This is a genomic window from Streptomyces sp. CCM_MD2014, from assembly GCF_000772045.1.
Taxonomy (GTDB): Bacteria; Actinomycetota; Actinomycetes; order Streptomycetales; family Streptomycetaceae; genus Streptomyces; species Streptomyces salinarius.
This window is the reverse complement of sequence record NZ_CP009754.1, coordinates 1,190,382-1,202,590: the sequence shown is the minus strand read 5'-3', so window position 1 is coordinate 1,202,590 and position 12,209 is coordinate 1,190,382. Positions and strand designations below refer to the sequence as shown.

Below are 12,209 nucleotides of genomic sequence, written 5' to 3'. Positions count from 1 at the left end.
TGGCGCTTCGTGGCCTAGCGTGACCAGTGGTGACGCGCTGACGTCGGGTCGTCGTACGGCGCGGACGCGGGCGCTGTACGTGGTGGTACGCGGGGAGAGGACAGGAGGCGGGGCGGTGACCGTGAGGGACGAGGAGCCGACGGCGCAGCGGCAGCAGCGGCCGGAGGACGAGCCGGGGACGGGCGTGGTGACCGCGTTCGGACGGCAGCTGAAGCTGCTGCGCGTGCGGGCGGGACTGGAGCGGGCCGAGTTCGGCAAGAGGCTTGGCTACTCGGCGGACACGGTGGCGTCGATCGAGCAGGGGCGGCGAATTCCGCAGGCTCGGTTTATCGAGAAGGCGGACGAGGTGTTGGAGGCGGGGGGTGTGCTCACGGCGCTGAAGGAGGAGGTGGGGCGGGCTCAGTATCCGGCGTTCTTCCGGGACATGGCTCGGCTTGAGGCGAGAGCGACAGCGTTGAACGTGTACGCCCTGTACGCAGTGCCGGGTCTGTTGCAGACGGAGGACTACGCCCGAGCCGTATTCCACATGCAGCGGCCGCTGCTGGAGGACGATGTGATCGAACAGCGGCTCGAGGCGCGTATGGTGCGGCAGGAGATCTTTCGTCGGCGCCCTGCTCCGTTGATGAGCTTCGTGATCGAAGAAGCGGTGCTGCGCAGGCCGATCGGCGGCCGGAAGGTCATGCGTGAGGCGCTGGAACAAGTCCTCCTCACGGGCCAGTCGAGGAACGTCGAGGTGCAAGTCATGCCGATCGACCGAGAGGACAACGCGGCATTGGGCGGCCCCTTCTCGCTGATCGACACCGACAACGGAAAGCGCCTTGCCTACGCGGAGGTACAGGACCACAGTCGGCTCTACACCGACGCTGCCTATGTGCGCACCCTGGAAGCGCGCTATGGCATCCTCCGATCACAGGCGCTGACACCGAGCGAGTCAGTGTCGTTCATTGAGCAACTGATGGGAGACACATGAGCGTGCAGCACAGCAAGGCGGCTGTGCCCGAGGCCGCTTGGATCAAGAGCAGCTACAGCACGGGCAACGGTGGTGAATGCGTCGAGGTCGCCGCAGTCTCCGGAGCCATTCTCGTCAGGGACTCGAAGCGACCCGCAGTAGCCAGGATCGCCTTCGGCTCTGATGCCTGGGACGGGTTCGTGCGGATGACCGCAGGGCGCTGAACTGATCGAAGACCGGCGGGGCGCGATGCGCGAGGTGCGCACCGCGCCCCGATCGCGTCAGATGTCGTCCAGCCCTTCCTCCCGACGGATCATCCGCCAGGCGGCACGACGCGCGCTGCGGTCGAGGTTGGACTTGAAGTCACGGTCGGTACCGAAGTACCGCTTTCCGAGCGTGTCGATCGTGGAGACATGATCCATCATGTTCTCCTCGAACTTCTTGTCGAAGACGATGCCGAAGTTCTCTTCGTCGTTGACGACGGCGGCGGCGCGGACCTTCGGGTCGTCCTTCGTCGCGTTGAAGGCCGGGAGGACGTCCTCCTCGGTGAACTCCGTGCCGAACTTGGCGTTGAACTTCTCGATCAGCGCCGACAGCAGTGACTTCTCGGCGTCCGTGGCACCACCGACCCCGTCACCGAAGCCCTTGAGCTCGGCGGCACCCTCGGGGTTGAGGGACACGTCGTGCTCGCCGGTCTTCTCGACCCGCAGATGGCTGAGGTCGACCTCGCCTATGTCGACTCCGCCGTCGGCGAGGCGGGGAAGACGGTTGAGCAGGTAACGCCCGTAGAGGTACAGGCGCTCCAACTCGGCGTCGCGGTACGGCACGATCTGCGCGAGGAAGCCGTACTTGCGGACGTAGTCGTTGAGGTTGGCCCGGAACTCCTCGGCCGTCTCGACGTCGTCCTCCTCCTCGCTCTCCAGGAGGGCGGTGAAGCGAGTGACGGCGGGGGAGAGGAGCCGGTACAGCTCGGCGTGCAGCTTCTCCCACTTGGACTGGGAGCCGCCCGCCTTCTCCTGCGCCTCGAAGTACGCGGCGACGAACTCGTCCATGTCCTGCTCCGAGATGATCGGTGCGGACATGACGCGGCTCTGGGCCGTGTAGAGGAGGTTCGGGTCGGAGGGCAGGGTGTGCGCCTCCTCGAAGTACGGGCGGAAGGCGTCCTGGATGTCCTCGGCCTCGTTGACGAAGTCCAGGACGGCCAGGTCGGCCTGGGTCTTGCGCTCGGCGGTGCGGTTGAGGCGGGAGAGGGTCTGCACCGCGGCGATGCCGGTCAGCGTCTTGTTGACGTACATCGTCGTGAGGAGCGGCTGGTCGAAGCCGGTCTGGTACTTCTCGGCGACGACCAGGATCCGGTACTCCTGCTGTCCCTTGCCGCCGGCCTTCACGGCCTTGTCGTCGGCGCGCGTGTAGGCGAAGGCTTTGGGCAGTGCGCTCTCGGACAGACCGCCGTTCTCTTTCACCTCGGTGGTCTCTTCACCGTCGATGGTGAGGGAGCCGGAGATCGCGACCAGGACACCGAGGTCCGGGTACTTGGTGTCGTAGTCGCGGTCGGCGATGTAGCTCTTGATGGCACGGGCCATCTGCACGGCGGAGTGGCGGGAAGCCGTGACCACCATGGCCTTGGCCCGGCCACCGAGCCGGCCGCGGGTGTGCGCGACGAAGTGCTCGACGATCACCTGGGCGTGCTGGGACACCGTGTGCTCGTGCATGAGCGCGAACCGGGCGAGCAGGCTGTTCGCCTTGGAGGGGTCGACCTCCTTCTCGTCGCGGTTGAGGTTCGCGAGCTTCCAGTACGTGTTGTACGTGACGTAGTTGCGCAGTGGGTCGAGGATGAAGCCTTCCTCGATGGCCTGGCGCATGGAGTAGGTGTGGAAGGGCCGGTAGACGGACTTGCCGTTCTCCACGCCTTCCGTGCCGAAGAGTTCCAGAGTCTTGGACTTGGGCGTTGCGGTGAAGGCGAAGTAGGAGAGATTGGCGGCGTGCGAGCGCTCGACCGCCTTCGCCTTCAGCTTGTCGTCCACGGTGACCGTGGTCGCGCCCTCGTCGTCCGAGTCGGAGTCCAGGCCGAGGTCACGCAGGGCGGACTTCACGGCGGTGGCGGCGTCGCCGGACTGCGACGAGTGTGCCTCGTCGACGATGATCGCGAAACGGGTGCCCTTGATCTCGGTGGGATTGCGCTTGATGTAGTCCAGCAGCGCCGGGAACGAGTGCAGGGTGACGGTGACGATCTTCCCGGAGTCGCGGGAGAGGGCGCGGGCGAGCTGTTCGCTCTTCGCGCCGTGCTTCTCGTCGACCTTCACGACCAGGCCGTCGGTCTGGCTGAAGCTGCCGACGGTCTCCCGGAGCTGGGCGTCCAGGTTGCGTCGGTCCGTGATGACGATGACCTTGTCGAAGACGGGTTCGCCGGGCTTGATACGGCCCTCGGCCAGCGCGTCGGGTGGGAGAACAGCCGGGTCCATGCGTGCGTGCAGGTCGCTGAGGCGGTGGGCCAGCCAGCCGATGGTGTTCGACTTGCCGGACCCGGCGGAGGCCATGACCAGGTAGTTCTGGCCGGCGCCGTGGACGGAGGCGTGTGCGGTGAGCTTCCGGACCACGTCCCACTGGTGGAAACGGGGGAAGATCGTCTTCTTGGTGGTGCCGCCGCCGGGCGTCTTCTCCTTCGTCTGGTGTACGAAGCGCTGGAGGAGGTCGAGCCAGTTGTCCCGCTGCCAGACCTGTTCCCATAGGTAGGAGGTGGCGTACTTGCCGTGCGCCGTGGGCGCTGGGTTGCCGGCGCCACCGGGCTGGCCGGGGCCGTTCGATCCGGTGTTGAAGGGCAGGAACTGGGTGCTCTTGCCGCGCAGTTGTGTCGCGACGAACACCAGGTCCGGGTCGACGGCGAAGTTCGCGAGGACGCGGCGCGTGAAGATCAGCTCGCTGGGGTCCCGGTCGGTCCGGTACTGCTCCTTGGCCTGCTCGACGCCCTGCCCGGTGAGCGGGTTCTTCAACTCGGCCGTGGCGACGGGGATGCCGTTCAGGAACAGGGCAAGGTCAAGGCGGTGGCCCCAGTCGGCCTGTTTGGTGGCGTAGGGGAGTTCCCGGACGACGGTGAGCCGGTTGGCTCGGTAGCCGTGGAGGACGGAGTCGGTGGAGACGAGGTTGGGCTTGAAATAGGCGACGCGGAGGCGGACTCCGCGGTCCTTGACGCCGTTCCGGAGGACGTGGAGGAGGCCGTCTTCGGCTATGGCCCGGTCGAGGCGCTGTGCGAAGCCGCGCTGGGCCTCGTTGGGATTGCCGCCGTAGACGGTGAGCAGTTCGTCCCAATCGTCGGGCTGGGTGGCGCCGATGAAGGTGAACAACTCGTTGGTATCGAGGCCGAGGTCGGGCTGGTAATCCTCGGCATTCGCCTCCCGCCATCCTCGCTCGCAGAGGGAGGCAACGATGTGAGACCCGAAGGCCGCCTCGTCGACAGGGCTCATAGAGCAACTCCTTCGGTTACGTTGCGCCCGCTGGCTGTGGATACATCGAATTGGCCGGTTACGGCCGCGGTGATGAGAACTTGGCGGCGTTCCCTGAGTAGGGTTACTTGCCTGCGCATGCTGTGCCGGGCGCGCACAAGCCAGTCGTGCGCTAGATCCAGACGGCTGGAAATGGAGTCCTGCTCGTTGAGCGTCAGGCATGGGATTCGAAGGGAGAGAAGGTTGCCTTCGTTCAGGCTTGGCATCGTTGCTGCAAGCGATCTCGCGAGCAGTTGTGATCGGATGTACTGGGAACGCAGGACGTAGTCCAGGAAATGCGAACGGATGCCCTCACCAGGGTGCAGGGCGATGCAGTCGCTCCCGCAAACCCATCCGTCCTGAGACGCCTGAACGAGTGCAGCTCTCCCCAAGTCGCCCTTACGTCCGACAATGAGATCGCCGGAACGCAACCGGTGACGTGTCAGGCGGGCAGCTGTCTCTGGAGCCACGGCATGGTGGAAGTCAGGAGTGATCTCGCCATTCCTGATGTGGAGTGGGTTCACCATGGGGATCCCACCCTCTTGATACTCCGAAGCGCTGAAGACCGTACCGAACGGTCCAGTCGTTACCTCGACACCAAGCCTGCGTAGCTCGATCTCGGGCGCTCCAGACTGAATGAGCTCCTGATAGATACTGGATTCCCAACGTTCTTCAACAAGCCCAATGTGGCGCTGACGTGCTCTGAGGAGTCGGTCGATGAGAGCGGTCTCGGCGTCGAGGAAGTCGGCGATGCGACGCTGCTCCTCTGCCGCTGGGTAAGCCCAGCGTGAGGCGAAGAAAGCTCCGGTGTCGAGGTTCTGGATCCCCGTCGTCTGCTTAATCGCGGCCTGCGTTAGACCTTGCCCGTATGCCGCGGCGAAAACATAGGTCAAGAACCGGGGGTCCACGTCGATGGATGGCTTGATCCGCGCACAGAAGTTGGAACAGACAGCTTTGTCGATGCCGGTGAAAAGGACAGCCATACCGACAGGCTGTTTCTCACCACCCCCCGACTTCTCAAGGACGAGATCACCATTGCTCAGAAGGTGCTGGCGAAGCGAAGATGGCTCAACGTAGCGCAGTGGCGCCTTCGAGAGGTCTGCGCGTCGGGTCACACGATCGAAATCTGCGGCTCGGACACAGCGGACGTCGGTATCGTCCTCAACCGGATCACTGCCCCACGTGCCGTTAGTCGCCACGGCAATAAGGTTCTTGAGTCGCCCGCGAGTCCAGTGAGCGGGCGCTGTAGCAAGCCACTGATCTGCGGTGGTCACTCCGCAACCTCCTCAAGAAGGCCCTGAATCTCCGCCTCCAGCGCTTTCAACTCCGCGTCGATCTCCGCCAAAGGCCGCGGTGGTTCGTACACATAGAAGTACCGCGTGAACGGAATCTCGTACCCGATCTTCGTCTTGCTGTCGTCGATCCACGCATCCGGCACGTGTGGGTGGACCTCCCGCTCCACGTACACCTCGACGTCCTCACCCAACGGGACGTTCTCGAAGTCCCGCAGCTCCGAGTCCGGCTCCGGCTGCCCCTTGACGAGCTGGACCTCACCCTCCGGGTCCCGTACCCCCACGACCTCCCTCAGTGCCTTGTTGAACGGCGCCCCCGTCGGCCACGTCCCGCCAGCCTGGACGACCGCGTCCTTCAGGGCGAGCCAAGCCTCCTGCTTCGTGTCCCAGCGCATGCCCATCAGTGACTTGAAGGCGTCCGCCAAGGCTGCAGCCTGCGGAAGCCTCTGGATGGCCTTGGACGCCTCCAGCGCCGCCAGGGTCTCCTCCGTCACCTCGAACCGCAGCTTCAGCGGGCGCTCCACCGTGATCCGCTGGTAGCCGAAGTCCTCGTTGCGGAAGACCTTCACCTTGTCGTGCAGCGGATGCTCCGTGTTGCCCGCCACGGCCAGCGCCTCGCCGTACAGCTTGACCACCGTCGCGATGTGGTCCGAGCCCAGCTGCTTGCGTTTGTCGCCGAGCGACTTCCGCATCTTCTGCCACTGGTCGCGCGCGTCCAGCAGCACGACCTTGCCCTTGTGGTCCGGGTTCTTCCTGTTCGTCAGAATCCAGAAGTACGTCGAGATGCCCGTGTTGTAGAAGAGCTGGTCCGGCAGGGCGACGATGCCCTCCAGCCAGTCGTTCTCCAGGATCCAGCGGCGGATCTCGGACTCACCGGAGCCGGCCGCACCCGTGAACAGCGGCGAGCCGTTGAAGACGATCGCCAGACGCGATCCGCCCCCGCCGTTCACATCCACCGGCTTCATCTTGGAGATCATGTGCTGGAGGAACAGCAGAGAGCCGTCGTTGATGCGCGGGAGACCCGCACCGAAACGGCCGGCCTCACCCAGCGCCTTGTGCTCGTGCTCGACTTCGTCCTTGACCTTCTTCCACTCCACCCCGAACGGCGGGTTGGCCAGCATGTAGTCGAAGGTCTTGCGGGCGTGGCCGTCGTCGGAGAAGGAATTGCCGAAGGCGATGTTCTCCGGGTCCTGGCCCTTGATCATGAGGTCGGACCGGCAGATCGCCCACGACTCGGGGTTCAACTCCTGCCCGTACACCTCCACCGTGGCGTCCTTGTTGAAGTCGGTGATCAGGTCGTCCATCGCCGAGAGCATGCCGCCCGTGCCACAGGCCGGGTCGAGGACCGTACGCACCGCGCCCGGAAGGTGGAGCGCGTCGCCGTCCGGGGCGACCAGCAGCCGCACCATGAGCTGAATGACCTCGCGCGGTGTGAAGTGCTCACCGGCCGTCTCGTTGGACTGCTCGGCGAAGCGGCGGATCAACTCCTCGAAGATGTAGCCCATGTTGTGGTTGGGCACGATCTCCGGGCGCAGGTCCAGGTCCGTGAACTTGCCGATGACCTTGTAGAGGAGTCCGGCGCTGTCGAGCCGCTTGATCTGCTGGGCGAACTCGAAGCGCTCCAGCACGCCCTGCGCATTGTCCGAGAAGGCCCCCACGTACACCTGGAGGTTCATTGCAGCGCTCTGCGGGTCCTCGGCGATCTTCTTCAACGTCAGGCGAGACCTGTTGTAGAAGGAATGGCCCGAGGCCCGCCGCAGGAAGCGGTCCGGGTCGATGCCGCTGTCCTTGTGCTGCTCCGCGATCTCCGCGACCTTCTCGCGCGTAGGGTCCAGCACGCACTCCAGTCGCCGCAGCACCGTGAACGGCAGGATGACCTTGCCGTAGTCGGACTGCTTGTAGTCCCCCCGCAGGAGGTCGGCGACGGACCACGCGTGGTTCGCCAGCTCCGTGTGCTTACTGCTGTTCAACTGGATCCCCGGATTCCTTCCGAAATGTCCCAACCCCACCGCCCGAGCCGAGCCGCGTTGAGCGGCCGACCAGAGCGGTCTGCCAATTGTGGTCTATGCGTGAAGGCCTGCGTACCGAATGGGGCGAATCGCCACCCGGCCACGTACCTCCGGCCAACTGACTCAGCCGTCTCCCGGCGACGGCACCAGTTGTCCGCCAGTGAGCCCGGCTACCAGCAACCGCGCCGTCTCCTCCGCCAGCCGCGTCGCCCGCTGAGCCTCCGCCCGGAGTCCGTGCACGTGCCGAAACGCCTCCCCGTACCGCCGCTGCTCGTCCAGCGGCAGCAGCGGTACGCGCAGTCGGCCCGGGTTGACGGTAAGGGTCGTGCTGCCGGTCGACGCGCCCGCGATGTTCTCCTCCGCCCCCAGGAACCCGGCGAGGAACCAGGCGTCCAGGCGTGTCGGGTCCGGGCGGAAGAGGTGGACGTGCGGGCCGGGCAGAGCGCCGGCGTCCTCCTCGCCCGCGACCCGGGCCATGGCGCCGTCCGCGCTCGCGACCGCACGTACGAGGACGTCCCCCACGGCGATCACGGGCGACGTGTCGTCGTACAGCTCCGTCGGCTCTCCCGTGGGCCCCGACCCGGTCGCGATGTCCGAGCCGGTGAGGACCGCCCGTGCAACCTGGCTCCCATTCTCACCGTTCGCGACGTGTGCCCGTGTGCGCGCGCTGTCCGGTACCGGGCGAAGCAGAGTGAGCGCTCCGCCCCGCGAGAGGTCGGAGGCCGTTGCCGTCCGCCACTCCCGGGCGTCGGCGCCCGCGGCGCTCCATCCTTCGCGACCGGCCGTCCGCGCGAGGGCCTTCGCGGCCTTCACGAGGTCCTGGCGCGTGCCATCCACCTCGGCCGACAGCTTCGCCGGATCGACCTCCGCCCGTGATGCCCGCACTAGCCGCGCCGGGGTCAGGTCCACCACGTCGTCCAACAGGTCCACCACGCCGACCGCGTGCGCGACGCCCGCCTCGCCTTCGAAGGCGTCCGGGTTCGCCGTGAACGTCTCCCACGCCTCCAGCGCCCGCGCTGTTACCGCCGCCCAGTCCACGGACGTCGACCGGCCGGTACCCCGCGTCCGCGACGGCGCTGTCGCCGCACCGCTCCCGGTCGCCGTCGTCGTTGTCTCCGCCGCCGTGTCCACGAACAGCACGGACTTGCGCTCCGCGCCCCCCGGCTCGGGGCGCTGCAACACCCACACCTGAAGGCCCACGTGCAGCGGCACCGACGCGCCGACCGGCAGCGCGATCACCGCGCGCAGGGCTCCGCTGCGTACGAGCTCCGCGCGTACGCGCCGCCCAGACGCTCGCCCGGCCGTGGCCGGGGGCAGCAGCAGGACCGCGTAGCCGCCGGGCACCAGGTGGGCGAGCGCGTGCTGTACCCAGGCCAGTTCCGACTCCGCGCGGGCCGGGACGCCGTACGCCCAGCGCGGGTCGTAGGCCAGTTCGTCGTGGCCCCAGTCCCGGATGCCGTAGGGCGGGTTGGACAGTACGGCGTCGGCGAGCAGGTCCGGGAAGGTGTCCGCGCGGAGACTGTCCCCGGCGCGGACGGTGACCGTGGCATCTGGTGCGGTCAGCATTAGGCTGACGGCGCTGCGGCGGGCCTGAACGGGCAACACATCTTGGCCGTACAACTCGCGAGCGCCGTGCCGGGAGGCCGCCGCGAGGAGGGAACCGCTGCCGCAGGCCGGGTCGAGGATGCTGGACGCAGTGCCCGGGACCAGCCGGGCGATGAGGTCCGCGAGCGGCCCGGGGGTCCGGTAGGCGCCACTCGCCGCACTGTCCTCCAGCTCCCACTCCGCGAGGACGCCCAGTGTGGCCTGGCCGCCTGACTCGCGTACACACGCGTACAACGCGCGGAGAACCGGCGCGTCCTTGGCCGTGAAGCGGACGGCACCGTCACCCGTTCCCGGGACGGCCTCGGCGACGGTCGTTCTGTCGCACTCGGCCTCGGACGCGAGGTCCGCGTCGGACAGGCCGGCGGTCGCCGCTAGCTCGGCGGGGGAGCGGCGGGCCGCTGCCAGGACGAGGAGCAGCAGCTCGGCGGAGTCGCCCGCGGCGCCGCTGCCGGTACGTCCGTGCAGGCGGAGCATCGTCCGGAGTTCCTCCGCCGGACTCGCGGCGGAGGCGTGTCCGCGCGCGGCCAGCCACGCGCGCACTGTCTCCAGGTTGTACAGCGGGCTGCTCTCCGTGCCGCCAGAGGGCTCGGGGAAGTCGTCGTGCCGGCGGCGCCAGTTGCTGACGGTGGCGCGCGTGACTCCGGCGATGCGGGAAATCTCGGCTGCCGTCACCTGCGCGGTGGGCTGCTGGGGCATGGCGGTTCCTGAACCTCTCGGTAGCTAGCAGTCAACAACCTACAGCACGCGTCAAGCCCGTGAATACGATTGACAACGCTTTCATTCTACTGCTTATCTGGTCACGCTTCCGGCGTGGGTGGTGTCGACACCGCCGCGCCCACCGGACCGCTCCAGATGCCGCGCAGGCATCGCTTCAGGGGGAGACCCATGCGCCTGACCATGCCGACCGCCGTCGTCGAAGGCACCCAGCTCACCGTCATGCCGTTCCGCGACGACGCCGTCGTGGGGACGATGGCGGTGCCCGCACTCGTCCAGTTGGTGCCCTCGCCCCGCGCCGAGGAGGACCCGCGCAAGCTGAAGGCGGCGTCGGGCCTGGTGCGTCGGCACGCCGAGCTGCGCGCCACCGTGCAGCGCACACTGAAGTCCTCGCAGAAGGGCAAGAACGTCCGTCCGTACGCCGAGTACATCGCCGCCGGTATCAAGGGCGAGCTCGGGGCCGCCTGGTCCACGCCGCCGATCACCCTGTGGCACGCCGGACCGCTGGCCGCGCTCAGCGAGGAACTCGTTTTCGGCACCGGTCTGCGTACCCTGACCGTCGCCCCGGGCACGATGGTCGTCGCCATCGACGGCGAGACCCAGACCACGGCCTGGCACGACCTCTACGACGACCCGGAGGCGTACGGACTGACGTATTCGCAGCTCTCGCGCGTACGCATCCCCTTCGAGCTCTACATCGACCTGGCCCCGGCGGACGCGCGGCAGATCTTCTACGACCGCAACGTGCAGGGCGTCGCCGTGGCGAAGAACCTCGCCATGTCCATGGACCAGCGGGACTTCGGTACCCGCCTCGCCCATCTGGTCGCCGACTCCGTACGGATCGACGTCGAGGGTCAGCGGGTGCCGTTCGCCCGGCTCGTGAACGTCAGCAAGCGGCAGCTGTCCACCGGTGACCGCGAGGTCGTCACCCTCTCCGCGTTGCGCGCACTCGTCGTCACCACCCTCTACGGGCGGGGCGGGCTCGCACGTTCCGCCGAGTCCGTGCACGAGGACGAGTTGCCGGCGGGCGCCCGTCCCGAGCAGGTGGAGGCCGCAGTCGTACCCATCCTCGGCGACCTGATCGTCCGTCACGCCCGCGAGTTCGCGGAGCGCGGCGCCATCACCGCGCCCGCAGTCCTCGCGGGGCTCGGCATCGCCGTGCACCCCACCATGCCCTGGAGCGAGTCGGGGGCCGTGTTCCGCATGGACGACCTGCTCCGGCTCCTCGACGGCATCCGCTGGGAGCGCGAGGCGAAGTACTGGGACGGCGTCGCCGCCAAGACCGGGACCTCCGGCCGCCTCAACTTCAGCGGCGGGGTCAAGGACTCCGGCGGTCGCGTCGCCGACGCGATCCTCTACCCGGCGACCGAGGCGGGGCGCCAGATCCGCGGCCTCTGAGCCGCATCGACCGCCCACTTCGCCCGCTGCCTGCGAGTGGAACCGACAGCACAAACCCCAGAGCGCCGGTGCGGAACGACCCGCCTGTGCGCAGAGGAAACGGAGCGCAACATGACCGACCACAAGCCCGACCCGGGCCTCGGTTCCGACCACGGCCACACAACTCAGCCGATCACCGGATCGTACGGTGGCGGACGGCCGCCCTTCCCGCCGATGCCACCGCACACCCCGGCCATGCAGCCCAACTCCCGCCACCGGGCGTGGCTGAAGTACGGCGCCGTCGCCCTCGTCTTCCTGCTCGTCGGAGTCGGCATGGGCGCGAGCGGCGACACGGGCAGCGAGGCCGAGGCGGCCGCAGACACGAAGGCCGGCCCCCGCCCGACGATCACCGTCACGGAGACGGCACCGGCCGCCGAGGCCGAACCCGCGCCCACGGTGACCGAGACCGTGACGGAGACGGTGACCGCCAAGCCGAAGAGGACGAAGGAGCCGGGGCCGGCGACCACCTTCTCGGGAGACGGCGAGTATCTCGTCGGTGAGGACATCAAGGCTGGCACGTACAAGACGGCCGGGCCCGAGGACGAGTGGGGCTGCTACTGGGAGCGGGCCAAGGACGCCCAGCGGCGAGTTCGGCTCGATCATCGCCAACAACAACCTTGAGGGCACCGGCCGGGTGACCCTCAACAAGGGTGAGTACTTCAAGACCAACCGGTGTCAGGAGTGGAAGCGGGTCGGCTGAGGCGGGCAGGGCTCGCCCACGGTG

Annotated in this window: 8 protein-coding genes; 4 read left to right on the top strand and 4 right to left on the bottom strand. The window is 67.6% G+C overall.

The genetic code is table 11. The features are described from left to right. The first annotated feature begins 115 nt into the window (after nt 1-115). Together NI25_RS05260 and NI25_RS37250 are read left to right on the top strand one after the other, a co-directional pair. Nucleotides 116-970: a helix-turn-helix domain-containing protein gene (locus NI25_RS05260; protein ID WP_061441323.1), complete on the top strand. Its 855-nt coding sequence runs from the start codon at nt 116-118 to the stop codon at nt 968-970. Beyond that, a complete protein-coding gene (locus NI25_RS37250) occupies nt 967-1,173 on the top strand; it encodes a DUF397 domain-containing protein (RefSeq protein WP_078884512.1) in 207 nt (68 codons plus the stop codon). Before NI25_RS05260 ends, NI25_RS37250 begins: the two co-directional genes overlap by 4 nt. A 57-nt stretch (nt 1,174-1,230) precedes the next feature. Here NI25_RS37250 and NI25_RS05255 read toward each other — a convergent pair whose 3' ends face one another. The 4 genes from NI25_RS05255 to NI25_RS05240 form a co-directional block, all read right to left on the bottom strand. Further along, the gene (locus tag NI25_RS05255) at nt 1,231-4,410 is read right to left on the bottom strand and encodes a type I restriction endonuclease subunit R (protein WP_061441322.1); all 3,180 of its coding nucleotides are present in this window, start codon (nt 4,408-4,410) and stop codon (nt 1,231-1,233) included. Further along, a complete protein-coding gene (locus NI25_RS05250) occupies nt 4,407-5,702 on the bottom strand; it encodes a restriction endonuclease subunit S (protein WP_148315105.1) in 1,296 nt (431 codons plus the stop codon). Before NI25_RS05250 ends, NI25_RS05255 begins: the two co-directional genes overlap by 4 nt. Next, the gene (locus NI25_RS05245; protein ID WP_061441320.1) at nt 5,699-7,690 is read right to left on the bottom strand and encodes a type I restriction-modification system subunit M; all 1,992 of its coding nucleotides are present in this window, start codon (nt 7,688-7,690) and stop codon (nt 5,699-5,701) included. Before NI25_RS05245 ends, NI25_RS05250 begins: the two co-directional genes overlap by 4 nt. 162 nt (nt 7,691-7,852) lie before the next feature. After that, complete coding sequence (locus NI25_RS05240) at nt 7,853-10,030, bottom strand: N-6 DNA methylase (protein ID WP_199560827.1); 2,178 nt, start codon at nt 10,028-10,030, stop codon at nt 7,853-7,855. A gap of 189 nt (nt 10,031-10,219) precedes the next feature. On the opposite strand from NI25_RS05240, the gene NI25_RS05235 reads away from it, so the two are divergent. Together NI25_RS05235 and NI25_RS05230 are read left to right on the top strand one after the other, a co-directional pair. Further along, the gene (locus NI25_RS05235; RefSeq protein WP_061441319.1) at nt 10,220-11,446 is read left to right on the top strand and encodes a DNA sulfur modification protein DndB; all 1,227 of its coding nucleotides are present in this window, start codon (nt 10,220-10,222) and stop codon (nt 11,444-11,446) included. Nucleotides 11,447-11,557: 111 nt separating this feature from the next. Continuing rightward, complete coding sequence (locus NI25_RS05230) at nt 11,558-12,106, top strand: hypothetical protein (RefSeq protein WP_061441318.1); 549 nt, start codon at nt 11,558-11,560, stop codon at nt 12,104-12,106. Nucleotides 12,107-12,209: the final 103 nt, after the last annotated feature.

What these genes read in the sequence shown, in the direction of transcription:
- NI25_RS37250 (WP_078884512.1), top strand. Translation starts at nt 967, where the DNA reads ATGAGCGTGCAGCACAGCAAGGCGGCTGTGCCCGAGGCCGCTTGGATC.
- NI25_RS05255 (WP_061441322.1), bottom strand. Translation starts at nt 4,410, where the DNA reads ATGAGCCCTGTCGACGAGGCGGCCTTCGGGTCTCACATCGTTGCCTCC.
- NI25_RS05240 (WP_199560827.1), bottom strand. Translation starts at nt 10,030, where the DNA reads ATGCCCCAGCAGCCCACCGCGCAGGTGACGGCAGCCGAGATTTCCCGC.
- NI25_RS05235 (WP_061441319.1), top strand. Translation starts at nt 10,220, where the DNA reads ATGCGCCTGACCATGCCGACCGCCGTCGTCGAAGGCACCCAGCTCACC.
- NI25_RS05230 (WP_061441318.1), top strand. Translation starts at nt 11,558, where the DNA reads ATGACCGACCACAAGCCCGACCCGGGCCTCGGTTCCGACCACGGCCAC.